The organism is Collinsella sp. AM42-18AC (genome assembly GCF_003467965.1).
Taxonomy (GTDB): Bacteria; Actinomycetota; Coriobacteriia; order Coriobacteriales; family Coriobacteriaceae; genus Collinsella.
The window spans coordinates 49,939-75,091 of record NZ_QSFY01000005.1; the positions used below are offsets into that span (position 1 = coordinate 49,939).

A 25,153-nucleotide genomic window follows, 5' to 3' on the forward strand; every position below is an offset into this window, starting at 1 on the left:
TTTTTGGGACGGGGAGACTTACTTGTCGTGGAGGGCCGCGCCGAGGAAGTCAGCATCGAAGGGCACGGCTTCGGCAAAGGTGTAGTCGCCGTCGCTGGCGATGAGCAGGTAGTTCTCCTCGCCACCGAACTCCGCATCGCCACACGGGACCACCCAGGCATGGGCGAACACCTCGAGCGCCGTGGCTGCGCAATCGCGCAGGAACGTCACGTCGCTCCCCTCGTTCGCGCTCACGATATTGGCCGCATAGATACCGCCGGGGTTCAGGCTGCCCCGCACCAAACGCATCGCCTCAACCGTCGCCAGCTCGCGTACGGGCTCGGCACCGCCAAAGCAATCGCTCACGACCACGTCGTAGCGACGATGCCCCACGCTCGTCACGCCCAGGTACGAACGCGCCTCGGCGGTAATCACCCGCAGGCGATCGCCCGCCGTACGCTCCAGCTCGTCTAGGTAGAACCAACGACGCGCTAGACGTGTAATCTCGGCATCGTACTCAATGACGTCCATGCGCAAACTCTCATGCAACATCAGCGCGAACTTGGGATAGGCAAACCCGCCGCCGCCCAGCATAAGCATGCGGTCGATGCCATGACCATAAGCGTCACGCATTGCGCCCTCGGCCTCAAACACGTCGTCAAACGCACGATAGTACGCAAAGACGGGCTCCGCCCAACGTTCGCCAACGTAGCTTGCGCTTTGGTAGACGCCGCCTTGCACCAACACGCGAATCTCATCGCCGCCCTCATCGTGCACGCGTTTCACACGCGCCAACCCATTGCGGGTTCGCGCAACCTGCAGACAGGCAGCACGAACAGCGACGGCGGCCGCACCAAGCGCCGCGGCTCCCAGAGCAACGCCGGCAACGACGCCAGCAGAAACACTCGGCTTGTTCATTTAGAGCTCCTTTTGCAGATAAAGGCCATGATCGTAAAAACCCAAATGGCGATAGTACTCGCGCGTACCAATCGCGCTGATCACGTTGATGCGCGCATAGCCCGCGTCCCGAGCAATATGGCACGCACACTCCACCAGCGACCGTCCCAACCCATGGTGCTGGGCTGCCTGGCCTTGATCCCCCACGCGCGCCGCCATGCCATACACGTGCACCTCGCGAATCATCGCCTCGTCCGGCGTCGTCGGCAACTCGTCCGCATGCGCGGCAACAAATGCGCGATCGGGCAGCGACAGCCGCAAAAAGCCCGCAATCTTGCCCTGCGGCGTCACCCACTGCAAAAAGCGCTCGTGCGTCACCGGCGTCTCGTACGTCACTTCTTCGTCAAGGGTCAACTCGCCCAGGTCGGCACCCGCCGTGCTGATCTCGCGATAGCGAATCTCACGCACCGTCGCACCGTCACCCCGAGCAGCCAGGCGGTTCTCAACGAGCTGACGCAGGTTGGGCTTCTTGTTGCCCACCATAATGTCGTCGGAGCTAAAGTCGCGAATCATGCGGCTGATGCGGCAGAACGCCGGCGTCACCACGATGTCATCGGCCAGTACGTCGAGCAGCTCTTCCTCGGTATAGGGGCGCCACTCGCCACGCTCGTAACAGCCCACCAGGCGCGAACCCTCGATGAGCGCACACGGGTAGACCTTGACCTCGTCGGGCATAAAGGCGCCCTCGGTCATAAAGCGCTCGTAGTCGCGCTTGTCACCCTCGGGCGTGGCGCCCAGCAAGTTGAGCATAAAATGCGCATGGATCTTAAAGCCAAACAGGCGCGCAAGCGAAAACGCGCGCTCGATCTGCGCCACCGAAATGCGACGCTCGTTGATATCGAGCAGATGCTGGTCGAGGCTCTGGATGCCCATCTGGATCTTGGTACAGCCCAGACGACGGATGAGCGTGAGCGCCTGCGGCGTTACAGCATCGGGGCGCGTCTCGATAACGAGTCCCACCACGCGATGCTTCGCCGTCTCGTTGATGCGTTGCTGCTGCTCAAGCTCCTCCATCGTTGCCGCCTGCCACTCGGCGACCTCGCCCCACGGCGTGCCGGGGCCGTACAGACAACGCACCGCGCGGTTATAGCCGCCCACGGCAGCATCCACACGCCCCTGCTCGTCGGCAACGCCGGCAGCGAGCTTGGCCTCGTCTGTCGCAATGCCGGCAGCCCGATAGCGCTCGCGGCGCTCTGTTACCACCGGCGGCAGGGCATCGGCGGGAGCATCATCGAGCAGGCGCCCTGCCTCGGCACGGCTGATGCCCGGACGCGCCAACATGGGGTTTGCCGCCACGCCGGCGACGGCATCGTCATTGAGCGCACGGAAGAGCTCCGACATAAACCATGCCTGATACCCTTGCGGATAGTCGCTCCAGGTACCACCGAGCACGATGAGCTCTATCTTGTCGGTCGCATGCCCCATCTGCGAAAGCGCGGTCAGACGAGCGCTCACCTGCAGATACGGATCGAAGCAGTTTTGCTCCGCACGGGCACACGCCGGCTCAGCGTGCAGATAGCTCTTGGGCATGCGCAGATCGTTGGGACAAAATAGGCAATCGCCCGAGCATGGCCAGGGCTTGGTGATGACGGTAATGGTCGCCACGCCCGAAGCCGTGCGGCGCGGCTTCATGCGCAGCACCTGCAGCAGTTGGCGTTCCAGATCGGAATCGACATTCCACGCAGCCCACCGAGCCGGCTCCTCACGTTTAACCCGCTGGTAGAACGGCAGCAGACGGCGCTTGGCCAAATCACGTTTGTCGGCACCCTCACGGCGCGCCTCGGCATGTATCAGTTTGACGAGCGCTTTGTCATCCACGGTCTCGCCGCGACGCAGAGCCTCGAGTATGTTCAAGATAATCTGTTCCATGCCCCCATTGTAAAGGCAAAGGCGCCGGAGCCGATCTCGGCTTCGGCGCCTTCATCAAAGAGCATGCCTATATGCACCAATCTCCGAAAACCGCATGTCACTCCGGATCAAACGACATGTCACCCGAACCAACCTCAAAACGATACGTGGCAGACTTATCACCGTTGTCGAATTCAAGATTCAATATGGTCTCGCCATCGTAGCCAAGCGGAAGGAAACCGCTCTCGAAGTCGCCGCTGCCCACGGTGAGGCTCGCCGTAAAGCCCGTAGAGTTCGGAACCGTTATCTCCACATCGCCCGAGTCCACGCTTACGTCCATCGACTTCGCGGGGGCCTGGTAGAGCTCGAACGTCACATCGCCCGAACCGACCTCAGCACTGAGCGCATCAGTCACGCTGCCCGTAAACTCTACATCTCCCGCACCCAGGAAAAGGTCAAGACCATCACAGATGACACCGGCAATCTGCAGATCACCCGAGCCCACGTGTGCGTTGATCCCCTTCAGATGTTCGGCAACACGGCGTGGCAGCTCAACCGTAACCGAGCGGTCAATTGCCTTACCGTCATCACTTCCAGATCGGGAAACCTTGAGCGTCGAGTCCTCAACGGATGCGATGTTTTGCGTCGCGGCCTTGGAGGCATCCACGCCCTTGGCAACGCGTCCCCGCTCGATAACACGGACCTTGTTGTCATCAACAACCTTGACGTCCACCGTAGCCGCGGCGATATCGAAATCGAGGTAGCGAAATTGATCGGCATCAAAGGTCGCACTCGAAAGCTGCTGAGGCTGAGCGGAATATTTACCGCCATCGTTCATAAAATCGTCGTCGTCAACCACATCGTCCATACTGGACAAGCCGGATACAACATCGTCGAGATCCCACGGACCATCAAAATGAATCAATGTCCGCGAAATGCCAAAGACAAGCCCGATGATGAGCACAAACGCTCCGACGCCAACGCCCAAGCGCACCTTGGATTCATGCGAAAGCTTCATCATTCATCACCCTCTTTGGAAATCGGCTCAGCGGTGGCCGCGGTGGCCACGTCAGCGTCAACCGCAGCGGAAACATTCTGAGCCCTAGCTGCCACCGACGCCGAACCAACCTGGATATCCCCACGCGCCCAATCGCCATCAAGCGCACGCGCCACCCAGTGATAGATGGGGATTGTAAAGAAGATCAGTGCGGCAAAGGGGCCGGCACCAAACAGGAACATCAGCAAAAAGAACAGTAGCCAGCACACGGCCCAATACGGGAACGACTGGAACGGGCCCTTCACCGGAGTCGAGCCAACTGCGCCGCCACTCGTCACCTGCGCCGTAGCGGCATTGGCGGCCTGTGCACTCCAGCTTGCCGCTTGCGCCGCCTTGGCGGCGGCGTCACTCGCCTGTGTTGCCGCCTCGGTTGCGCGTGCCGCCGCCTCATGGGTACGGGCGCGCTCTGCCGCCTCGGCCTCGCGCTGACGGGCACGGTCCTCGTTCTCAAACTCGATATCGTCCTCGATCTCATCGCTCGGATTGAGCAGCTCGTCCAGGCTCACGCCATAGAGTTTGGCGAGCGAGATCAGGTTCTCGGTATCGGGCGAGCTCTCCGCGCGCTCCCATTTACTGACCGCCTGGCGCGACAGCCCCAGCTTTCGCGCCAGCCCTTCTTGGCTAAAACCCTTGCTGCGGCGAAGGTCGGCGAGCCGCTGCGCAGTTTCTACATTCATGGTTCCTCCTATGCGATGCCAGCCGTGCCGCCGGACCGTTTTTGTTCTTAAGGCGCCTTGCACAGTTAAAAATGTATCCGCCACCGCCAAAAGCATGCCACCTATTCTAGTGAGATTTTTGACAACCGGCGGTTGCGGGCATATATGAGCTGCGGAAATGTGTCCAAACAAAGCAATGACCCGCAGCTCGGTTGTCCCCGTTGCGGCGTTAACGGTAGTATGGTCGTACTGTTTATTCCGCACCGCCAACGGAGGGAGTTCCGCGCCGTGAACCGCGATTTCGCCTCATCGCTCATTCAGCTCAACAATACGTTCTATCGCGAGCACTCCGCCTCCTTCTCCGATACGCGCCAGGCACCGTGGCCCGGCTGGGTGCGCACTATGGACATAGCGCTCGAGCAGCTCGACGTCGCCACGATCGAGCATCCCGTCCGCGTCTTCGATCTTGCCTGTGGAAACATGCGATTCGAGAACTTTGCCGCCGGCGGCGCACTTGCCGCCAAGGGCGTCGATGGCGCAAACCCCTCGGCAGACGCCAGCTGCCCGTTTGAGTTCTATGGCGTCGACTCATGCCAGGACCTGGCCATCGATGCACGTGGCCACGCCCTGCGCATTCCCAACCTGCACTTCCAGGAACTCGATGTGCTCGACGCCCTCATGAAGCTCAACCCCGCCAAGACACCCGACGTGCTTTTCGACGCCCCGCTCGCCGACATCTCGGTCTGCTTTGGATTTATGCACCACGTGCCGTCGTGCGAGTACCGCGTACGCGTGCTCGACGCCCTGGTGCGCCAGACGCGCCCAGGCGGCATCATCGCCATCAGCTTTTGGGAGTTTATGAACGACGAGCGCATGGCGTGCAAGGCCGTTCGTGCCGAGGCCCGCGCCGAGCTCACCCCGCCGTTTGAGGGTTACGATTCCGCGCAGTTTGAAGCCGGCGACCATCTCATTGGCTGGCAAAACGACCGCCACGCCTACCGCTATTGCCATCACTTTGACGATCAGCAGATCACCGACCTGGTGCGCGGCGTCCGTACGTTCTACAAGAGCGGCGAGGTCCCCGTGCGCGAGCTTGAGCGCTTCCATGCCGACGGTCGCAGCGGCGAGCTCAACCGCTATGTGATTCTCAAGCGTCTGTAGGCATCGGCGACTCGCCGTCGAGCCGCACCGCGTCTTTCGGGCAAACCATGCCCACCCTTTTTTCAACCCATTGACGGAACGCGCAGCTATGCGTTCCATACTTATGACCAAGGAGCCTCATGGGAGCCGTCCACGTCCGCACGCCTAAGAACTTTGTGCTCGAAGAGCGCTTGGAGCGCTACGCCGATGCGATTGAGACGAACCCCGAGGCCTATGCCGGAGATTGGCGCGAGGCCTGTGCGCCCGCAGGCAGCAAGCCTTTCGAATACCTTCATCTGGATCTTGGTTGTGGCAAGGGAACGTACCTTGTAGAGCGCGCGGCCCGCGAGCCAAACACGTTCTTTATCGGCATGGACCAGGAGCCCATCTGCATCGCCTATGCCGCACAGAAAATCTGCGAGCAGGAGCTATCCAACGCACTCGTCCTGCCCCGAGGCGCCGCAACGTTGCCGCAGCTGTTTGCCGCAGGCGAGCTCGACGCCATAACCATCAACTTTCCCACGCCGCAGCCCAAGGCCAAGTACGCCAAAAAACGGCTCGTCCATGTCGACCATCTGATGCTCTACCGCCCGCTCTTTGCAGCCGGCGCCACCGTCACGCTGCGCACCGACAGCAAACCGCTGCGCGACTACGCCCTGGGGCAGATTGCCGCGGCCGGCTACGACACGCTTTGGGTAAGCGACGACGTCCGCCGCGACCATCCCGAGCATCCCGAGACCGAATACGAATGCCGCACGCGCGAGATGGGTGCCGTCGTCTATGGCATTTGCGCCACACCCGGCGCGCGGCCCACCGACGAACAGCTCACAGCGGGTCGCATGCAGGAGCAAAGTCTTGCTTGCTACCTGCCCGATAACCTCGATGAGCTCACCTACGTGCCCCTCGGCATGGAAGAGGCCGTCGAGAACTTTAGAAACCGCGCCCGTAAAGGCAAGAAGCGCCTGCCGCAAGAGTCCTAGGGGCTTTTGGCGGTCGCTACGCCAGCGAGCAAGCACAAATAGGCACCGATGAACGACCCTCAAACCTAAGTGAGTAGACTTTTTTGCAATAGCCAAGCACAACCCGCATAGGAAGAAATAAAACCGCAGGTAGAGCCCTTGCGCAAAAGTCATGTGCTCGCGATATTGCAAAAAGTCTACTCACTTAGCTGACAACTGCACCAAACGGCTGAGCAGAACGCCCATTTCCTGCATTTTCTTTCGCGCTGGCGCCCCGCACCGCCGCTACGCCATAATGGATGGCGGACAAACGGCGAGAGAAAGTACCCCCACATGGCACAGACCACGATAGATACCGCCGCCAGCACCGTCTCTGGCGCCGGCGCCGCCAGCTCATTCTCGGGCGGCACGGGAACCGAAGCCGAATTCGGCTCACTCGGTGCGCTCTCCCCCACCTGGTGGGAGCCCGAGGACGGCAGCGAGCCCGAACCGTGGCTCACGCCCGACCAGGCCTTCGAGCGCTTCTTTGAATGGACGAGCAATCGCGGTATTGAGCTGTGGGACCACCAAGAAGAGGCCCTCATGGATCTAGCCGCCGGCGATCACGTCATTCTGGGCACGCCGACCGGCTCGGGCAAGTCGCTTGTCGCGCTAGGTATGCTCTTTATGGGCATGGCGCAAGGCAAGCGCTGCTACTACACAGCTCCTATCAAGGCTCTGGTCAGCGAGAAGTTTTTCGACTTGGTGCAGGTGCTCGGCCGCGATAACGTCGGTATGATCACCGGCGACACGCATATCAACACCAAGGCGCCCGTCATCTGCTGCACGGCAGAGATCCTTGCCAACGACGCACTGCGCGAGGGCGAAGATGCCGATGTTGGCTGCGTCGCCATGGACGAGTTCCACTACTTTGCCGACCCTGATCGCGGTTGGGCCTGGCAGGTGCCGCTGCTCACCCTGCCTCACACGCAATTCATGCTCATGAGCGCCACGCTCGGCGATGTCACCGCGATTGCCGCCTCGCTCGAGGAACACACCGGCGCTACCTGCGACTTGGTCGTCGATGCCCCACGCCCTGTGCCGCTGAGCTACGACTATGTGACGACCTCCCTCGAGGGCACCGTCGAGCTCGCGATGCGCCGCGGCGAGGCCCCGCTCTACATCGTGCACTTTAGCCAGGATGCCGCCCTTGCGACGGCACAGTCGCTCGCCAATTTTGGCATCGCCAGCAAGGAGCAGCGCGAAGCCATCAAAGAAGCGGCAAAGGGAACGAGCTTCTCGACGGCCTTCGGCAAGATCCTCAAGCGTTTGCTCGGCTGCGGCGTCGGCGTGCACCACGCCGGTATGCTGCCGCGCTATCGTCTGCTGGTCGAGCGCCTGGCGCAGCAGGGCCTACTGCCCGTCATCTGCGGCACCGACACACTCGGCGTCGGCATCAACGTGCCCATCCACACCGTGGTCCTCACCGCGCTCACAAAGTTCGACGGCTACAAGATGCGTCGCCTGCGCGCCCGCGAGTTCCATCAGATTGCCGGTCGCGCCGGCCGCTCGGGCTTCGATACCGAGGGCATGGTGATTGCCGAGGCACCCGAGCACGAGATCGAGAACGCCAAGCTCATGGCCAAGGCGGGCGACGACCCCAAAAAACTCCGCAAGATTAAAAAGAAGAAGGCCCCCGAGGGCTTTGTCACCTGGAACAAGCAGACCTTTGAGCGCCTGATCGAGACGCAGCCCGAAACGCTCAAGCCGCGCCTTCGCATCACACACTCCATGGTGATTAGCGTGGTCGAGCAGGGCGGTGACGCTCGCGCCCGCGTGCACGACCTCATCGAGACAAGCCTGCAGACCCCCGAAGAAAAAGCCAAGCTCGAGGTTCGCGCCGACGAAATCTTCGCCACGCTCATCGATTCCGGCGTCGTCGTTCGCACCGAGGTGCCACCCGCACCCGATGCCCCGACTGACACCGCACCAGATATTGACTATGCGCTGACGGTCGATCTGCCCGAGGACTTCGCGCTCGACCAGCCGCTCTCGCCGTTTTTGCTTGCCGCGCTGGAGTTGCTCGATCCCGAGAGCGAGACCTATACCATGGACCTCATCTCGATGGTCGAGGCAACGCTCGAGGATCCCAAGCAGGTGCTGCGCGCTCAGGAGCGCGCAGCGCGGGACCGCGCGATGGCCGAAATGAAGGCTGACGGCGTCGAATATGAGGAACGCCTGGAGCGCATCCAGGATGTCACCTACGAAAAACCGCTCGAGGACTTGCTCGATGCCGCCTTCGACAAGTACTGCCAGGAAGTGCCCTGGGCAAACGACTATCAGCTCTCTCCCAAGAGCGTTCTGCGCGATATGCTGGAAAGCGCGAGCGATTTTAAGGGCTACATTCAAAAGCTCGGCATCGCCCGCTCCGAGGGCATTTTGCTGCGCTACCTGGCAGAGGCTTACCGTTCACTCGACCGCACCGTGCCCATCGAGAAGCGCGACGAGCGCCTGCGCGACATTATCTCGTGGCTGGGCTTTGTGGTGCGCTCGGTGGACTCGAGCCTGGTGGACGAGTGGGAGAACGCCGGCAACCCGGCAGCCCTCGATGCTGCGCCGCCGCGGGGCATCGACGAGGTCGTGGCGGACCGCCGCGGCTGCACGCTGCTGGTGCGCAACGCGCTCTTCCGCCGCGTGACCCTTGCCGCCCGCGAGCACGTTCGCGACCTGGGCGAGCTCGACGACGACTGGGGCATGAGCGAGATCCGCTGGCAAAAAGCGCTCGACGCTTACCACGAGCAGCATGAGGAGATCCTCACCGACGGAGATGCCCGCAGCGCCGCGATGTTTTCCATCGACGAGTCCGACGAGAAGACCACGCACGTATGGCACGTGCACCAGATCTTTGCCGACGAGGATGGCGACCACGACTTTGGCATCATGGGCGATGTCGATCTGGACGCCACGCAGGACGGCGGCGAGGTCATCTTCAAGATCTACCGTGTCGGCTTTATCGAGGACCTGCTCGAGGACTAGCCGAACATACTGGAACGAAACGAAGCGGGGCCGTTGGCAATATCGCCAGCGGCCCCGCTTTTGCACTATACGCTATGCCTTACTCGGCATCCTCGACCTCATACGAATCCGCCTCGGCCGGCTTATCGTTTGTCTCTGACGCAGCCCCGCGCGCCTCGTCAAACGCCGCCTTCATGGTCTTGTTGCCCCACGTGAGCTTACGAATGGTAAGATCGTCGGCTTTCTTGTTGGCTAGGCGCAGATTGTTCTCGGAGGACAGCAACGCCTCCTTGGTTTTCTGCAGATGGCTAATCGTCTTGTCGATCTCATCAATCGCCGTTTGGAACTTGCGGCTCGCGATCTCGTAGTTGCGACCGAAATCATTCTTGAACTTCTCCATCTTGGCCTCGAAGTTCGTGACGTCAATGTTCTGCTGCTTGTACTCCGCTAGCTCCTGTTTATAGCGCAATGAACCCATGGCGGCGTTGCGCAGCAGCGTAATCATGGGAATAAAAAACTGCGGACGGATCACGTACATCTTCTCGTAGCGGTAGCTCACGTCCACGATTCCTGCGTTATAGAGCTCGCTCTCGGGCTCGAGCAGTGTGCAGAGCACCGCGTACTCACAGCCTTTCTGGCGACGATCGTGATCGAGTTTCTTAAAGAAGTCCTCGTTTTTATGCTTGGTCGCGGTCTCGTCGTTCTCGTTTTTCATCTCGAACATAATCGAAATGACCTCGTTGCCGCTCGCGTCGCACTCACGGAAAATGAAGTCTCCCTTGGTGCCCTCGGATGCATCGTTATCTTTCTCGAAGTACGCATTGGGAAACGCCGTCATGCGCAGACGGTTAAACTCGGTCTCGCAGTGCTGCTCGAGCGACTCGCCCACCATCTTGGTGGACAGGCGAACCTTCATGTCCTTAAGGCGCTCAATCTCTTCATCCTTGTAGCGAATCAGGTCATCGCTCGCGCGCTTGGCCTGCGCAAGCTCGAGCTCGTGTGCCGCCTTGGCTTGCTCCTCGCGAGAATCGCGCACCGCCAGCTCGCTCGTCAGTTTGGCACGTGCCTCATCGCGCTCTCGCTCCGCCGCGGCGACCGCCTCTGACAGGTTCATTTTTGCCATCAGTTCCTGCTCGCGCAGCTGGGCACGCAGGCCCTCGGCCTCTTGCTCGGACTGAGCCTTTGCGGCGGAAAACTTCTCTTGCACCTTCGCGCGATAGTCAGTAAGCGCGCGCTCGGCCTCGCTGCGAGCGGCATCGAGCTCACGCTGCGACTCTGCCGCGGCAGCGGCAAGCGCCATCTCCTGGGCCTTGTCCGCCGCGGCGATCCTGGCCTGCAGCTCGGCAATCTGAGCGTCGCGCGCGGACAGGTCGTTTTGAGCAGCATTGCGTGCCGCCGCCTCGGCAAGCCTGGCTTCATCATCTTTGCGCTCCAACTGCGCACGTAAATTGTCGATCTCGCGCTGAAGCTCGGCATTCTCCTTTTGAGCATCGGAACGGGCCTCAACCGCCGCGCGCTGACTTGCACTCTCGCGCTCTGCGGCAGCGCCTTCGAGCTTGGCGCGCAGCTCGGCAAGCTCAGCGTCGCGCTTGGCAACCTCTTGTGCCAGCTGCTGAGCTGCAGCGTTCTTCTGCTCGACAAGCTGAGCGTCGCGCTGAGACTCTGCCTTTTGCAAAGCAGCCGTCGAGCGCGAGCGCTCAAGCTCCAGTGCCTGCTCGCCCTCGCGCTGGACCGCCTTCACACGCTCATCAAGATCGCGCGAGAACTCGGCATCGCGCACCTGTTTGACGATATCTGCATAGCCGGACGCATCGACCTTAAACACTTCGCCGCAATGCGGGCACTTGATCTCGTTCATGGCAGCTCCTCGATGGACGCAAATTTCAACCGCCTACACTCTACCGCGCCGCACGGACAAAAAAGACGCCGCCGCCATAATGGCAACGGCGCCAGAACCACCACAAAGGCGACTGTCCCCTTTGTGGTGACTTGGGTCCTTACAGGTCGCGGTAGTCGATCAGGCGAAGATCAGGTTGAGACTCAAGCCAAGTGCGAAGCTCGGGGTCGATCAGCGCATCGACTTCCTTGGTGCGGTCGGTCGTGAGCGAGCTGTTCTCCAGGATAAAACGATCGAGATAGCCCGGATGGCACACAAAGACGACCGTCTCGCCGTCCACCATCTCGCGAACCGTCTGCATGATTGCCTCTTTGGGCTCGTAGCCCGGCTCCATCGAGCGCATCACCATGCGCAGATCAGTATCTCCGCAATGCACCACAGCCGCGGGGTCGAAGCTCGCCTTTTGCTCCTTAAGGCCCAGCTCCTGAGCAACCGCCGAGATCGCTCGGTTAAGGTTTTTGCTCATGACGGCATGGGCCTCAAAGTAATCGGGCTCGCGGCCCACGATCTCGACAAAGCGGTCATGCTGCGCGCGGATCTCGATGCAGGCCTCGTCGAAGTCTATCAACTCCTCGCCGCGCTTAAAATGATCGCGGAAGGTACGGCTGCTATGGAACTCGCCGTTCTCGTTGAGCATGCTCGGAATGAGCGCCGGGTCGGCACACGGCTTGCCCAGGCACACGTTGGTGTGCTGACCCACCGCAATGCCGACATCCGCCACGAGCGACCAGCCACGCTCGGCCTCGGGCATATTGGGCATAAGTCCCGCCGAGCGCACCAGGCCCTCATTGATACTGCGGGCAATCCCCAGGTTAACGGCATACGAATAACCGATATCGTCGGCACGAATGAGCAATTGCTTCATATTGACCCCCATCTACGGAAAGGGACACTTGAAGCGCAGCCAAGTGCCCCAGATAATTGTCCTACCGAACGGATGCTTTAGGCTTTGGCGGCAGCAGCGTCTTCGTCGAGCTGCTCCTTGGTAAAGCCAAAGAAGTAGGCGATGGCAGCGGCGGCAACAAATGCAGTGCCCGATGCAACGCAGCCCCATACGAGATTAGCAGTTCCGCCTGCAACATAACCTGTAATACCAAGGATATTAGTTGCGCCCAAAACATACGTGGTCACATTAGTGAGAGCCGCGATCAGGCCGCCGATAGCGCCGCCCGCGACCATGGCACCCAGGCAGCGAGTATACTTAAAGCCGCAGCCATACAGCGCGGGCTCCGTCACGCCACCGACAATGCCGGAGAGCGAGAAACCAAGCATAGCGCCCTTTTCGTCGACCTCCTTAAGGCGCAGGAAGGCACCGAAGGCCATGCCCCACGTGGCGAACTGAGCGATAGCACCCGCGACCATAACGCAGGAGTCAGACCCTGAGGTGAGCACCTGCACAATGCCGAGGGCAATCAGAACCTGGTGCATACCGGTCATAACCAGGAACTCCCAAAGCGCAGCAATGGCGACGAGGGAGAGGATCGTGACGATGCCGCCAGCGTTTCCGAGGCCGAACATAAAGTTGCCGACCAGGTCGCCCAGAATGGAACCAATCGGAGCTAGGGCGCACAGGGAAACGGGGGTCATCACAGCCATGGTGCACACGGGCACAAACACCGTGGAGAGCATGTCGGGGATGATCTTCTTCATGAACTTCTCGACGACCATCAGCACCGGCATAGACAGCAGCATGGGGAGCACGGTCGCAGAATAGTTGTTCAGCTGAGCCGGGAGCGCGCCGTAAACCATCGTGGTCGTAGCACCCGAATCCGCCGCAGCGTTGACCAGCGTCATGAACTCAGGGGCAATGAGCACGCCGCCGAGCATCATGCCGAGCGGCTGGCTGCAGCCGAGCTGCTTTGCGGCAGCCCAACCCAGATAAACAGGGAGGAAATAATAGCCTGCGTTGTAAATCCAGTTGTAGAAGAAGTTGTAGATGTCGGAATCAGCAGACCAGATACCGAGCATGCCGTCGCCGCAAAGTACGGCAAGTGTGCGGAACATGGCGGCGCCCATGATAATGGGGATCGTCATGCACATTGTCTTGGACAGGTAGTTAAGGGCCTTCTTGCCCGCAGTCTTGACCGTCAGTGGCTCCTTGATGCCGTCATCGAGGTTCTCGTCAATGGAGCCTTCGCCCTTGACGCCCAGCGCAATGGCGGCGTCATAGACCTTCGGCACGTTCTGGCCAATGATGACCTGATACTGGCCGCCAGACCACTGTGCACCCAGCACGCCCTTGATCTTCTTTACTTCATCGTCATTGGGAATGGACTGATCCTTGAGGTTCAGACGCAGGCGGGTCATGCAGTGCGTCGCGTTCGTCACATTGGAGGCGCCGCCGACGGCAGCAAGCACGTCCTCGGCAATCTTCTTGTTATCGACAGCCATGTCGAATCCCTTCTCTTCCAACTAAAGGCCGTGGGACTTCACGGCACCAAGACGCACAATTCCGCTCGCGCCTGCGCAGCGCGCGACATCAGTTGGCAAGAGATTGATTTGCATGTGATTCCCGGGTGGATCGACATGAAAAAGCCCCGCGCACAACCGACAGAGACCCAATTATGGCCTCGGCAGAATCGGTAGTGCCTCTCGGAGCTGCGCCGTGAGTAACACCCAACACACGGCGAGTATATGCGGCAGATGCGTTCGTTGCGGCTCAGATTACCGACGAACGGTAGCAAACGACCCGCGAACGGTCGCCATGACGGAAAGGAAATACCAGAGAGCCTATTTATCCGAGTGGACAGAAGCCACGCGATTCACATGCATGATCAGATAGACGAGCTCCTCTTGGGCCAATGGCTCGCCAAAGGTCTCTTGAATCAGATCGTCGACACGGCGAGCGCAACGCGATGCCGCCGGATACTGCTCCACGAGCACGTCGTAAAGACCGGAGTTCTCGGTATCGATCGGCTCTTTCTTTGCCACGCGGTCGAGCAGATAGCGCACATGAGTGGCAAAGCGGGCAAAGGCGAACGACGAGCGATCGACCGTCACACCCAACTCTTCTTGAATAATCGCGACCGTCATATCGAGCAGTCGCTCCTCGTGCTGCTCGGCAAGCACGCGCCGCTCGCTCGGCTTAACCGATGCGTTGACAATCGACATGGCAATGCCCGCGGCCTCGCTTCGGGGCATGCGCACATGAAAGCTCTTCTGGATACCGCGAACAGCCAGCTCGCCCAAGCGGTATTCGATGGGATGCAGCTGCTCAAGATCGCGCTCAAGCGGCAACGACACCACCATGTGTTCGCGGGCACGCTTAATGGCAAACTGAATATGGTCTGCCAATGTAATGGGAAGGTTAGGACTCAATTCGTACGAAAGCTGTCCGGTCGCGATATCGGCCAGCTGAGCAGAAAACTCCAGCACCTCGGGATCGACCTCATCGATAAACGCCAGGTACTTTGAATCAATGCCGTAAAAGGTACGCGTGATGACATCCAGGTCGACCTCATGCGGCATATCGCCAAAGCCGATACCACGACCCAGCGCGATAAGCTGACGCCCCGCGCCGTCTTCGCAGATGGCAGCGTTATGGTTAATGCGCTGGATAGCCCTCATGGATTCATCGCTCCTACTGAAACGCGCCGCACAGACCATCCGCGCGGCGCGTTCATTCTACCTGCACTTACAGCTACAGTCCAAAGAAGCCTAGGATTTGGTCACGGCTTACGGGCTTGTACTCGTTGGCGTCGAGGCCGACATCGTAGCGAAAGATAGGACGTTCGCGATCGCGGTTGCGTGCGTTGGTGCGGTCACCCCTGCTGTGGATATGCCCGTGCAGCATGATGGCGCCACGTGCCTTGCCGTTCCAGCTGAGCATGGGGTAGTGGCTCATAACCAGACGATGGCCCTTGGCATAGCCAGGAGCAACCTCCAAGTAATCACGCACGTCTTCCCAGATTTGGGGCGCAGCTGGATCTTCCCAGTCGCCGTCATGGTTACCACGGATGAGCGTCACATTCTGGCATTCGATGCGCTCGCGCAGGCGCACCGCCTCCGCCAGGGGCAAACGATAGGTAAAGTCTCCCAAGATATAGAGGCGGTCGTCCACAGCCACGCACTCATTGATGGCATCGATGACTTTGCGGTTCATCTCCTCGACCGAATCAAACGGCCGATCCATGTCGTGCAAGATATTCGTATCGCCCAGGTGCAGGTCGGCGGTAAACCACATCATCGTCTATGCCCTCATTTCGCAACGCGTTCAACTCGTGCTAAGTATACAGACGCAGCGATGCGGCGGTTATCCAAAGAGCCCGCCGAACAGACCTCGGCGGCGCTTGCCTTGCTTTTTCGAAGCGTCACCCTGAGTTTTCTTGTCCTGCCGTTTCCTACGGTCCTGCTCCAACCCATCGTCATCGAGTAGCATATCCCACTCAAACGGGTCATCCGTCAGATCGAACAGATCATCGTCATCAAACATGGCAGCCTTCATTGCCGACTAGCGAGCATCCACCACATAGAGGCCAACGCGCACCTGATGCCACGGACTGCGCTCGGGGGCAACCTGTTGTACGCGGGCCTCAAACACATCCTCGTGGCCGTAATACATCATCAAGGACAGCGGGCCGACCTCGTTTCCCGGAACATACCCAAGCTTGGTGTTGCCGTAATAAATCGCAACCGCCTCGGGGTCATGGGGATTATCACGCTCCGCACACAGCGTCAGCTTATCGCCCGCTTTAAGATCGCCCAGGACCAAGGCGCCATCAGCATACTGAAATCCTGCAATGTGAAATGACAGAAGAACACGTGAAGGCTCGTACATAGCAGCTCCTCTAACAGCCGGATAAATCGGCGCTTAACCGTACTGAGAAGCTTACGGGCCCGTGCGGACACAAATTCGCCCCACCCGCGCCTTTTCGACCGTTTGTCGCTACACCATCTGATTCTAATGCACAAACATGCGCACGAACTTGTGCTTCCAGCTTGCATAAGGGGCATAGCGGAATGGCACGTCCAACCACGTTGCCTTGTTCACGATGCTCTTCTTGTGGCTAAACGTATCGAAGCTCTCACGTCCATGGTACTGTCCCATACCGCTCGCCCCCATGCCGCCAAAGCCCATATGGCTCGTGGCCAAATGCATAATGGTGTCGTTAACGCAGCCGCCGCCAAAGGGCACGTAGCGCACAAAGCGCTGCTGAACCGCACGATCCTGACTAAAGATATACAGGGCCAGCGGCGTCGGACGATCCGTAATAAACGTCTCGGCCTCGTCTAGGCTCTCAAACGTCAGCACCGGCAAGATGGGGCCGAAAATCTCCTCCTGCATCACGGCGTCCTCAGGCGCCACGCCGTCTAGGATCGTCGGCTCAATCTTGAGCGACGACTCGCGCGCCGTTCCTCCCAGCACAACCTTATCGGGGTCGATCAGCCCGCGTACGCGCGCGAAATGCTTGGTGTTGACAATATGACCGTAGTCCTCGTTGTCGAGCGGGTGCTCGCCAAACATGCGACGGACCTCCTCCTTGATGAGGCCCAACAGCTCATCGTGCACGCGCGTATCGACCAGCAGGTAGTCGGGCGCCACGCAGGTCTGCCCCACGTTGAGCCATTTACCAAAGGCGATACGTCGTGCCGCGACCTTCAAGTTTGCCGTCGCATCCACGATGCAGGGACTCTTTCCGCCCAGCTCAAGCGTCACGGGCGTGAGGTTTTTGCTCGCGCGCTCCATGACGAGCTTGCCGACCGGAACGCTACCGGTAAAGAAGATCTTGTCCCAGCACTCGTCGAGCAGCGCCTCATTCTCGGCGCGCCCGCCTTCGACGACCGTCACCAGGCACGGATCAAATGCTTCCTCGCAAATCCGCCTGAGCACCGCGCTCGATGCCGGAGCATAGGCGCTCGGCTTGATGACCACGGTATTGCCCGCGGCAAGGGCGCCGGCGAGTGGCTCGAGCGTCAGCAAAAACGGGTAGTTCCAAGGAGCCATGATCAGCGTGACGCCATAGGGCACGGCTTGCGTTTTGCACACGCTCACGGCGTTGGCGAGGTCACACGGACGCAGACGCGGGCGACTCCATCGAGCCACATGCGCAATCTGATGTCGAATCTCGGAAAGCGAGGTGCCGATCTCGCACATATACGCCTCGTCATGTGACTTTCCCAAATCGGTCTTGAGCGCATGGGCAATATCGGCCTCGTGGGCCCGTACCGCATCGCGTAAACTCACGAGCGCACGACGCCGAGCATCGACATCAAACGTGGCGTGCGTCTTAAAGTAGGCGCGCTGGTCGCCGACGATGCGCGCAATTTCCTCGGTGTTCATGGACCCTCCTAGTTCTCGTCCTCAAACATACCACCCGCAACGACCTCGTACATACGCTCGAGCTCCAAACGGTCCATCAAAAGTGGAACGGGGTATAGCGGATTGGCCTCGGCATCGGCATGGGCCGCCATTTGCGGAATATCGGAGCGGCGAATACCCGAGACATATTTGGGGATTCCCAGGGCCTCGTTCATGCGGTCAACCCAATCGATAAAGGCCTCGGCCGCCAGGCTGTCCTGCGCGGTAGCCGGCGCAATGCTCGCCATGCGAGCAAGATCGGCAAGCTTGGGGGCGGCGGCGTCACCATAAGCGCGAAGCATGTGCGGCAGGATGATCGCGTTGGCCAAACCGTGCGGAACTCCGTATCGGCCGCCCAGACTGTGCGCGATGGCATGCACATATCCGACATAGGAGCGGGTAAACGCAACGCCCGCCTTATACGCCGCCGAAAGCATATTGCGACGAGCGCGCATGTCATCACCATGCTCATAGGCCTCGAGCAAATTGTCATGGATGAGCTGCACCGCCTGTCGCGCCATCTTGCGCGTATAGGGCGTAGTGCTTCGCCCGATAAAGGCCTCGACGGCATGCGTCAGGGCGTCCATGCCCGTCTGCCCCGTAATGGAGGCGGGCAGACCGCGCGTAAACTCGGGGTCGTGCACCGCAAAGCGCGGGATAAGCACAAAGTCGTTAATAGGGTACTTGTAATGCGTCTCGTCATCGGTAATTACCGCCGCAAGCGTGACCTCGCTTCCCGTGCCTGCCGTGGTGGGAACGGCGATGAGCAGCGGCAGGCGACGATGAATCCGCAGCAGGCCGCGCATCTTGTTGATGGGCTTGCTTGGCTGCGTGATGCGTGCACCCACGCCCTTGGCGCAGTCCATGGCCGATCCTCCGCCAAAACCGATAATGGCCTGGCAGGCGCTCTCTCGATACAGGGACGCCGCCTCCTCCACATTCGAGACCGTGGGGTTCGCACGCGTTTCGGCATAGACCGCAACGCCAACCCCCTGAGCCGTAAGCGCACGCTCGAGTGATGCCGTGAGCCCCAAACGTGCAATACCAGGGTCCGTCACGATAAGGACCTTCTGGATCGAGCGCTTTTGAAGCACCGCGGGCACATCCTCGGCATGCTCCAAAATGCGCGGCTCGGTATAGGGCAGGATCGGCAATGCAATGCGAAAAACCGTCTGATATGTTCGACACCAGGCACGACGGGCTAGATGCATAAAGGAAACTCCTTTATTTGTTGATAGGTCAACATTTGCTCGACCGATTGTACTCATCGGAGGTCGCACGAGGTTTAGCAATCGTTAATCAATCAACATCTTCATATCTCAAAATTGTTTTATTAAAAATCATTCCTAATAGGCTTCACATTTGGTTGCATTTATGGATAATAGAACCCGTCAAGACGCACGTCCGGAGAGGGCCCTTACGGGACCGGACGAGCGCGCAATCGCCATCGATCGAAAGGATCGAATCATGAAGTTTGTTTGCCCCGTTTGCGGTTATGTGGAAGAGTTCGACGGCGACCAGCTGCCCGAGGATTTTAAGTGCCCCCAGTGCGGCGTTCCCGGTTCTCGTTTCCTGAAGCAGGAGGAGGGCCAGCTCGAGTGGGCTGCTGAGCACGTCGTGGGCGTCGCCAAGATGGAGGGCGTCTCCGAGGACATCGTTGCCGACCTGCGCGCCAACTTTGAGGGCGAGTGCTCCGAGGTCGGTATGTACCTGGCCATGGCTCGCGTCGCTCATCGCGAGGGCTATCCCGAGATCGGTCTGTACTGGGAGAAGGCTGCCCACGAGGAGGCCGAGCATGCCGCCAAGTTCGCTGAGCTCCTGGGCGAGGTCGTGACCGACTCCACCAAGAAGAACCTCGAGATGCGCGTTGAGGCCGAGAACGGCGCCACCGCCGGCAAGACCGATCTTGCCAAGCGCGCCAAGGCCGCTGGTCTCGATGCCATCCACGACACCGTGCACGAGATGGCTCGCGACGAGGCCCGCCACGGCAAGGCTTTCGCCGGCCTGCTCAAGCGCTACTTTGGCTAAGCCAGACGCCTGAGAGACAATCTCTAGCTCGATGAGGCCCGGACCGTATTGGTTCGGGCCTTTTTGTGTCTCGAGGACTCGTTAACGCCCTGAAATAGAGCTATCTTCGGCATCGGTCTCTCGTCAAAAACTAAGTGAGTAGACTTTTTGGAACTTGCCGAGCAGACCATCCGTATTGCTTTATAAAGTCGCAGGTAAATGACTTGTTTCAAAACGGCCTGGTCGCCAAAGTGCCAAAAGCCTACTCACTTAGAACCGCAGCCGTCCACGATCGAGCTGCTTTGTGTCTAACGGGCATCTTTCCGTCAATTACTCCCAATTTTGTCCAGTCAACGAATAGTTCAGACCGGAGTAATGTCTCAGCCCTTTGCTCATCTGAGCTTTTATCACGATATTCAGCATCGAGCATCCTGCATACGGCCTTAACGATCTCGTGGAATCTACCCTCATCGGATATCTGTCTGTGTGTCAGGAGAAGTACATCGTAGCCCATGGCCTGAAGGGCCGTCATGCGGTCAGCGTCACGCAAGCCATCCCCTGCGCGTCCGTGCGAGGCCTTTCCCTGACATTCAATGGCCACCTGTCGCCTGCCGTCCAGCGAAGAAAGAAGTAGGTCGATATATACACGGGACTTTCCCACAATCGCTCGAGCACTTGTGCTTAGCATCACTTCAACATTGAGCTCTATGCCGCAAAAACCTTCGCCTCCCAGGGATCGCGGCAGTGCAAGTAGCAAATACGCCTCGACCTCAAAAGGCGACGCGGCGCCCAATGGAACGAGTTGCGATACCGCTATAAATCTATTGCCGTAACGCATCCCGCAAACATCTGAACAAAAACGGTCAAGGTCTCCGCCCAAAACCAAAGCGTCTCGACGCCATAAATTTGAGGCGGTGCCGTCCTCCGACGGGCAGCGCACCCAACCGAACGTTGTCGAAATCGCGCCCGAATCAATTGCACGCGAAAGCTCCGCCTCAAGTGCCGCCGGCAGGGCACACACCGCAAACAAGCCACACATCTCCGCCAATACCAAAAGAAGCTGAAGATCCGTCAGATGCCGCAACATGATGAATGCCGTCAGTAGAGGAGACGTAATCAAAACCCCATGCTCCGTTTCCAGCACGGATTCCCTGGGAAGCTCACCAAGAAACAGCCGCTGCCTAATGCTGGCAGGACAAGTCCGTTTGTTTCTCGTCCGAACCAATGTATACAACGGAAAACCGAGCGCGACCGCAGCCGTCGGGTTGCGGGCGAGATCATATCGCTGCCGGTCTTCTTCCGGTCGTGGAAGCGGCGGACACAAAGCGCGGACTTGAGGAGGCAAACGCCAGTACCTAAAAGCTGATATGTCACAAAGTAGATCCTTCATAGGCACAGGAAAACACGAATTTCAACCCAGTCAGTCACGCATTGGCGCGAACGCACCAAAAATGGCGCCGAACGGACTGCCAAGTTTTCAACAGCCCTCCCCAACTGGCCAAAAGCTTGCCGAGAGCTGGACGGAGCGTTGTTGAAAACCCCGCTTCTTTTCTCATGCGGAAGCCTTGCGCGGCAAGTGAGTAGACTATTTAGGACCCGCCGAGCAGACCGACTAAACTGCTTCACAAAATCGCAGGTAGATAGCTTGCTACAAAACTGCCTGGTCGCCAAAGTGCTAAAAGTCTACTCACTTAGGTTGCAGAGTGCCCCCCATTAGCTGCAATTCCAAGGTAGTTAGTACTTTTGGACTCAGATCGTCATACTGAACAAGAATTTGAGTTGAGTTTTCAGGGACAGATGCGCCATCGGCACACCAAAAACAGTCACCGATATCGATAAAAGGGATGCTCGAGCGCGTGAGGGCCCGTGCAAAAGTGCTTCCGCCCATTCCACGCTCCGCAACCACGATACAGTAAAGGCCCGCGTCTGCATGCTCGATCGAGACTTCCCCTGCCGGAAACGCCTTTCGCACAAGCGCCGTCAGGCCATCACGCGCCTCGCGAGCTCGAACGCGCACGCGGTTCACATGTCGCTCGTAATCACCCGATTCCAGCAAGCGAGCCAAAGCGACCTGGTCAACAGAACTCACCGACGAGGCGTAAAAACCAAGGTTGCGCCTAAACCGTTCCATCAGCTCATCAGGCAGGACCATATACGCCAAACGCAGGGCCGACGACAGACTTTTTGAAAAGGTGTTGGTGTAGATGACCGATTGGGCGGCATCGATCGACGCGAGCGCGGGAATCGGCTTGCCGGCAAGGCGAAACTCACAATCAAAGTCATCTTCGATGAGATACCGGTCCGGCTGCTCGGCGGCCCAGCTCAGCAGGGCATAGCGACGCGCAATGCTCGTCACAAGGCCGGTCGGATATTGGTGAGACGGCATCAGGTGAAGGACATCCGCCCCGGTTTTCTGCAGAGCGCTCAGGTCCACGCCGTCGTCATCCAACGGGATATGTCGTACTTGGCAGCCCATAGCCTGATAGATGCGCGTCAGGCGCAAATAGCCCGGATCCTCAACGGCATACACCTTGTCGGCTCCAAGCAACTGAACCAACATGGTATCGAGCAGCTGGGCGCCCGCACCGATAACAATGTTGTTGGGGTCGACATTCATACCCCTTATCCCGCGCAGATGGCGAGCAATTGCGCGTCGTAGCCGAGCAGTGCCCTGCGCCGGTGCGGGCGAAAAGATTTCGCGCTCATCTTCGGATGCCAGCGTCGCCCGTAGCGCGCTTTGCCAAAGCCGCGCCGCCTCCAAAGCAGAAGGAGAAAGCGCATCGAATCGCTCGACCTGTCCGTTGACATCATGCACGATGGGGCCCACAGAGACGGCATCTCGGTCGATGCCCTCCGCAGCCGAAGCCAAAACCGGTGCATCCGGAAGCTCGCAAGCGTAGTAGCCACGACGTGGCATTGAGCAAATATAGCCCTCAGCGAGTAACTGGCTATATGCATTCTCGATGGTAATGACACTGATACCCAGATGACTCGCAAAGGCGCGCTTAGACGGAAGATGCTCCCCCGCCGCAATGCGTCCAGCAACGATATCATCTCGAATTTGCTGGTAAACATACTCATAGAGCGATGCTTCGCCGCGGTTTTCCAAATTATAGTCAAGCATGAGTTTGTCACCTGACCTTATCGAGTCATTCAATCTGATATTACTCTGACCTTGTTATTATCTCGAAAACTGAGTATTTCGCCATACCCAGCTCCCCGATAGGATGTTCCGTCAAGCAATGCACATGCCAACCAAGGGAGCAACCATGGCAGAACAGACCAGCAAGGCCGATCGCGTTAAACTCAACCGCGAGCTCGCGCAGATGCTCAAGGGCGGCGTCATCATGGACGTCACCACGCCCGAGCAGGCACGCATCGCCGAAGAGGCGGGCGCCTGCGCCGTCATGGCGCTCGAGCGCATCCCGGCCGACATCCGCGCCGCAGGCGGCGTCTCGCGCATGAGTGATCCCAAGATGATCAAGGGCATCCAGGAGGCCGTCTCCATCCCTGTTATGGCCAAGTGCCGCATCGGCCACATTGTCGAGGCGCAGATCCTGCAGGCCATCGAAATCGACTACATCGACGAATCCGAGGTCCTCTCCCCCGCCGATGATGTCTACCACATCGACAAGACCCAGTTTGACGTGCCGTTTGTCTGCGGCGCCCGCGATCTGGGCGAGGCACTGCGCCGTGTTGCCGAGGGCGCCACGATGATTCGCACCAAGGGCGAGCCGGGCACGGGCGACGTCGTTCAGGCCGTGCGCCATATGCGCAAGATCCAAAAGCAGATCCGCGACGTTGTTGCCCTGCGCGACGACGAGCTCTTTGAGGCAGCCAAGCAGCTGCAGGTTCCGGTCGAGCTGGTGCGCGAGGTCCATGCCACGGGCAAGCTCCCCGTCGTAAACTTTGCCGCCGGCGGAGTCGCGACCCCCGCCGACGCCGCGCTGATGATGCAGCTGGGCGCCGAGGGCGTCTTTGTTGGCTCGGGCATCTTTAAGAGCGGCGACCCCGCCAAGCGCGCCGCCGCCATCGTCAAGGCCGTGGCAAACTTCACCGACGCCAAGCTCATCGCCGAGCTTTCGGAGGACCTGGGCGAGGCCATGGTGGGCATCAACGCCGACGAAATCGAGATCATCATGGAGGAGCGCGGGCGCTAGTCCAGCAGAAAGGATCGCACATGAGCGATTATGCAGACCAAACGGTCGCCGTGCTGGCGGTCCAGGGCGCTTTTGCCGAGCACGAGGCAAGACTGTCCGAGCTGGGCGCACGTTGTATCGAGATGAGGCAGGCGGCCGATTTGCAGCAGAACTTTGACCGCCTGGTCCTCCCCGGCGGCGAGTCCACCGTTCAGGGCAAGTTACTTGCCGAGCTTGGTATGCTCGATGAGCTTCGCACCCGCATTGTTGAGGGCATGCCCGTCCTGGGCACCTGCGCCGGCTTGATTCTGTTGGCGCGCGATCTTGCCGCCCACGACGATAAGGGGACGCCGCGCTTGGCAACCATGGATGTGCTCGTTGAGCGCAATGCTTACGGCAGACAGCTCGGCAGCTTTCGAACCAAGGGGCAGGTAGCCGGCATCGACGGTGAGGTGCCGCTGACGTTTATCCGTGCGCCCCGCATCGTCGAGGTCCACGGCGACGCCAAGGCCTTAGCGAAAGTCGACGGGCGCATCGTCGCCGCCCGCCAAGGCAACCAGCTCGGCGTAACCTTCCACCCCGAACTCGACGAAGACACCCGCCTCCACGAACTGCTCCTACAAATGTAGGAAGAACAGAAACGAGAGTGGATAATCCCCCACCTTGAGCATGAATATGGGCTCATACCAGGAGATTATCCACTCTCATACTATGTAGTCGTTGGGGACGTTCTTAAACGACTACTCAAACAAGAACGTCCCCAACGACTACATTGCGATAGATGACCACGTTTGCCCAGATAAAACCGACCAAAATAAACCTGTCCCTTTTTGGCAGGTTTCGACCAAGGCAATGTCGATGTTTCGGCAACGAAAGCGAGCGCCCACCAGAGCGAACAAATTGGCATGAAAAGAGGACGGCATAGACCTTCTGGTCATGCCGTCCTCTTTGAATGACAAGTTGTCGCTCTGGTGGGCGCGCAGCGTCGAGCAGTTGCGCGGTTTGGTAAAACCGCGCAACCCAATTAGAAGCGGTTGCCGCGGAAGCCGCCACCGTTGCGGCCGCCGCGATCACCACCGCGACCGCCGCGGTCGCCGCCACGGTTGCCGCCGAAGCCGCCACGGTTGCCGCCACGGTCGCCAAAGCCACCACGGTTGCCGCCAAAGCCGCCGCGACCGCCGCGGTCGCCGCCACGGTCGCCAAAGCCGCCACGGCCGCCGCG

22 protein-coding genes are annotated in these 25,153 nt (G+C 59.5%); 6 read left to right on the plus strand and 16 right to left on the minus strand.

The window, feature by feature from the left end; all coding sequences use genetic code 11:
- Positions 1-18: 18 nt before the first annotated feature.
- The 4 genes from DW913_RS04150 to DW913_RS04165 form a co-directional block, all read right to left on the minus strand.
- Positions 19-897, minus strand: coding sequence for a spermidine synthase (locus tag DW913_RS04150; RefSeq protein WP_117797672.1), 879 nt, complete (start codon positions 895-897; stop codon positions 19-21).
- Positions 898-2,805, minus strand: coding sequence for an elongator complex protein 3 (locus DW913_RS04155; RefSeq protein ID WP_117797673.1), 1,908 nt, complete (start codon positions 2,803-2,805; stop codon positions 898-900).
- Positions 2,806-2,902: 97 nt separating this feature from the next.
- Positions 2,903-3,802 carry a DUF4097 family beta strand repeat-containing protein gene (locus DW913_RS04160; protein ID WP_158566190.1) on the minus strand — a complete coding sequence of 300 codons (900 nt, stop codon included), beginning with the start codon at positions 3,800-3,802 and terminating at the stop codon, positions 2,903-2,905.
- Positions 3,802-4,518, minus strand: a complete 717-nt coding sequence (locus DW913_RS04165) for a helix-turn-helix domain-containing protein (RefSeq protein WP_117797675.1) — start codon at positions 4,516-4,518, stop codon at positions 3,802-3,804. Before DW913_RS04165 ends, DW913_RS04160 begins: the two co-directional genes overlap by 1 nt.
- A gap of 267 nt (positions 4,519-4,785) precedes the next feature.
- Between DW913_RS04165 and DW913_RS04170 the strand changes: the two genes are divergently transcribed.
- From DW913_RS04170 to DW913_RS04180, 3 genes are all read left to right on the plus strand, one after another.
- Positions 4,786-5,658, plus strand: a complete 873-nt coding sequence (locus DW913_RS04170; RefSeq protein ID WP_117640542.1) for a hypothetical protein — start codon at positions 4,786-4,788, stop codon at positions 5,656-5,658.
- 119 nt (positions 5,659-5,777) lie between these two features.
- On the plus strand, positions 5,778-6,617 hold the full coding sequence (locus DW913_RS04175) for a tRNA (guanosine(46)-N(7))-methyltransferase TrmB (RefSeq protein ID WP_117797676.1): 840 nt from the start codon (positions 5,778-5,780) through the stop codon (positions 6,615-6,617).
- 312 nt (positions 6,618-6,929) lie between these two features.
- Positions 6,930-9,611: an RNA helicase gene (locus DW913_RS04180; protein WP_117640540.1), complete on the plus strand. Its 2,682-nt coding sequence runs from the start codon at positions 6,930-6,932 to the stop codon at positions 9,609-9,611.
- A gap of 79 nt (positions 9,612-9,690) precedes the next feature.
- Here DW913_RS04180 and DW913_RS04185 read toward each other — a convergent pair whose 3' ends face one another.
- The 9 genes from DW913_RS04185 to DW913_RS04225 all read right to left on the minus strand — a co-directional run bounded on the left by DW913_RS04185 (position 9,691) and on the right by DW913_RS04225 (position 18,996).
- Complete coding sequence (locus DW913_RS04185; protein ID WP_117640539.1) at positions 9,691-11,448, minus strand: DUF2130 domain-containing protein; 1,758 nt, start codon at positions 11,446-11,448, stop codon at positions 9,691-9,693.
- Between the two features lie 139 nt (positions 11,449-11,587).
- Complete coding sequence (locus tag DW913_RS04190) at positions 11,588-12,352, minus strand: ChbG/HpnK family deacetylase (RefSeq protein ID WP_117765952.1); 765 nt, start codon at positions 12,350-12,352, stop codon at positions 11,588-11,590.
- Between the two features lie 77 nt (positions 12,353-12,429).
- The gene (locus DW913_RS04195; protein WP_117797677.1) at positions 12,430-13,878 is read right to left on the minus strand and encodes a PTS transporter subunit EIIC; all 1,449 of its coding nucleotides are present in this window, start codon (positions 13,876-13,878) and stop codon (positions 12,430-12,432) included.
- 339 nt (positions 13,879-14,217) lie between these two features.
- Complete coding sequence (locus DW913_RS04200; RefSeq protein ID WP_158566191.1) at positions 14,218-15,054, minus strand: PRD domain-containing protein; 837 nt, start codon at positions 15,052-15,054, stop codon at positions 14,218-14,220.
- A gap of 73 nt (positions 15,055-15,127) precedes the next feature.
- Positions 15,128-15,673: a metallophosphoesterase gene (locus tag DW913_RS04205; RefSeq protein WP_117797679.1), complete on the minus strand. Its 546-nt coding sequence runs from the start codon at positions 15,671-15,673 to the stop codon at positions 15,128-15,130.
- 66 nt (positions 15,674-15,739) lie between these two features.
- Positions 15,740-15,919: a hypothetical protein gene (locus DW913_RS04210; RefSeq protein ID WP_117797680.1), complete on the minus strand. Its 180-nt coding sequence runs from the start codon at positions 15,917-15,919 to the stop codon at positions 15,740-15,742.
- Positions 15,920-15,937: 18 nt separating this feature from the next.
- Positions 15,938-16,264 carry an HIRAN domain-containing protein gene (locus DW913_RS04215; protein ID WP_117655201.1) on the minus strand — a complete coding sequence of 109 codons (327 nt, stop codon included), beginning with the start codon at positions 16,262-16,264 and terminating at the stop codon, positions 15,938-15,940.
- A 123-nt stretch (positions 16,265-16,387) separates the two neighbouring features.
- Positions 16,388-17,767: an aldehyde dehydrogenase gene (locus DW913_RS04220; RefSeq protein WP_117797681.1), complete on the minus strand. Its 1,380-nt coding sequence runs from the start codon at positions 17,765-17,767 to the stop codon at positions 16,388-16,390.
- An 8-nt stretch (positions 17,768-17,775) separates the two neighbouring features.
- Positions 17,776-18,996, minus strand: coding sequence for an iron-containing alcohol dehydrogenase (locus DW913_RS04225; RefSeq protein WP_117797682.1), 1,221 nt, complete (start codon positions 18,994-18,996; stop codon positions 17,776-17,778).
- 253 nt (positions 18,997-19,249) lie between these two features.
- Between DW913_RS04225 and DW913_RS04230 the strand changes: the two genes are divergently transcribed.
- Positions 19,250-19,813: a ferritin family protein gene (locus DW913_RS04230; protein ID WP_070097113.1), complete on the plus strand. Its 564-nt coding sequence runs from the start codon at positions 19,250-19,252 to the stop codon at positions 19,811-19,813.
- Positions 19,814-20,054: 241 nt separating this feature from the next.
- Here DW913_RS04230 and DW913_RS04235 read toward each other — a convergent pair whose 3' ends face one another.
- Positions 20,055-20,936, minus strand: coding sequence for a hypothetical protein (locus DW913_RS04235; protein ID WP_117797683.1), 882 nt, complete (start codon positions 20,934-20,936; stop codon positions 20,055-20,057).
- A 543-nt stretch (positions 20,937-21,479) separates the two neighbouring features.
- A complete protein-coding gene (locus DW913_RS04240) occupies positions 21,480-22,916 on the minus strand; it encodes a PLP-dependent aminotransferase family protein (protein ID WP_117797684.1) in 1,437 nt (478 codons plus the stop codon).
- A 145-nt stretch (positions 22,917-23,061) separates the two neighbouring features.
- Between DW913_RS04240 and pdxS the strand changes: the two genes are divergently transcribed.
- Positions 23,062-23,952: a pyridoxal 5'-phosphate synthase lyase subunit PdxS gene (gene pdxS / locus DW913_RS04245; protein WP_117797685.1), complete on the plus strand. Its 891-nt coding sequence runs from the start codon at positions 23,062-23,064 to the stop codon at positions 23,950-23,952.
- A gap of 20 nt (positions 23,953-23,972) precedes the next feature.
- Positions 23,973-24,560, plus strand: a complete 588-nt coding sequence (pdxT, locus tag DW913_RS04250) for a pyridoxal 5'-phosphate synthase glutaminase subunit PdxT (RefSeq protein WP_117797686.1) — start codon at positions 23,973-23,975, stop codon at positions 24,558-24,560.
- Positions 24,561-24,955: 395 nt separating this feature from the next.
- On the opposite strand, the gene DW913_RS04255 is transcribed toward pdxT, so the two are convergent.
- A partial coding sequence (locus DW913_RS04255) for a hypothetical protein (protein ID WP_199580751.1) occupies positions 24,956-25,153 on the minus strand: 198 nt, incomplete at its 5' end.

Coding starts and splice junctions, on each gene's coding strand:
- DW913_RS04210 (WP_117797680.1), bottom strand. CDS start 15,919: ATGTTTGATGACGATGATCTGTTCGATCTGACGGATGACCCGTTTGAG.
- DW913_RS04190 (WP_117765952.1), bottom strand. CDS start 12,352: ATGAAGCAATTGCTCATTCGTGCCGACGATATCGGTTATTCGTATGCC.
- DW913_RS04180 (WP_117640540.1), top strand. CDS start 6,930: ATGGCACAGACCACGATAGATACCGCCGCCAGCACCGTCTCTGGCGCC.
- DW913_RS04200 (WP_158566191.1), bottom strand. CDS start 15,054: ATGAGGGCTATCCAGCGCATTAACCATAACGCTGCCATCTGCGAAGAC.
- pdxT (WP_117797686.1), top strand. CDS start 23,973: ATGAGCGATTATGCAGACCAAACGGTCGCCGTGCTGGCGGTCCAGGGC.
- DW913_RS04215 (WP_117655201.1), bottom strand. CDS start 16,264: ATGTACGAGCCTTCACGTGTTCTTCTGTCATTTCACATTGCAGGATTT.
- DW913_RS04150 (WP_117797672.1), bottom strand. CDS start 897: ATGAACAAGCCGAGTGTTTCTGCTGGCGTCGTTGCCGGCGTTGCTCTG.
- DW913_RS04220 (WP_117797681.1), bottom strand. CDS start 17,767: ATGAACACCGAGGAAATTGCGCGCATCGTCGGCGACCAGCGCGCCTAC.
- DW913_RS04165 (WP_117797675.1), bottom strand. CDS start 4,518: ATGAATGTAGAAACTGCGCAGCGGCTCGCCGACCTTCGCCGCAGCAAG.
- DW913_RS04225 (WP_117797682.1), bottom strand. CDS start 18,996: ATGCATCTAGCCCGTCGTGCCTGGTGTCGAACATATCAGACGGTTTTT.
- DW913_RS04185 (WP_117640539.1), bottom strand. CDS start 11,448: ATGAACGAGATCAAGTGCCCGCATTGCGGCGAAGTGTTTAAGGTCGAT.
- DW913_RS04195 (WP_117797677.1), bottom strand. CDS start 13,878: ATGGCTGTCGATAACAAGAAGATTGCCGAGGACGTGCTTGCTGCCGTC.
- DW913_RS04155 (WP_117797673.1), bottom strand. CDS start 2,805: ATGGAACAGATTATCTTGAACATACTCGAGGCTCTGCGTCGCGGCGAG.
- DW913_RS04205 (WP_117797679.1), bottom strand. CDS start 15,673: ATGATGTGGTTTACCGCCGACCTGCACCTGGGCGATACGAATATCTTG.
- DW913_RS04160 (WP_158566190.1), bottom strand. CDS start 3,802: ATGAAGCTTTCGCATGAATCCAAGGTGCGCTTGGGCGTTGGCGTCGGA.
- DW913_RS04175 (WP_117797676.1), top strand. CDS start 5,778: ATGGGAGCCGTCCACGTCCGCACGCCTAAGAACTTTGTGCTCGAAGAG.
- DW913_RS04240 (WP_117797684.1), bottom strand. CDS start 22,916: ATGCTTGACTATAATTTGGAAAACCGCGGCGAAGCATCGCTCTATGAG.
- pdxS (WP_117797685.1), top strand. CDS start 23,062: ATGGCAGAACAGACCAGCAAGGCCGATCGCGTTAAACTCAACCGCGAG.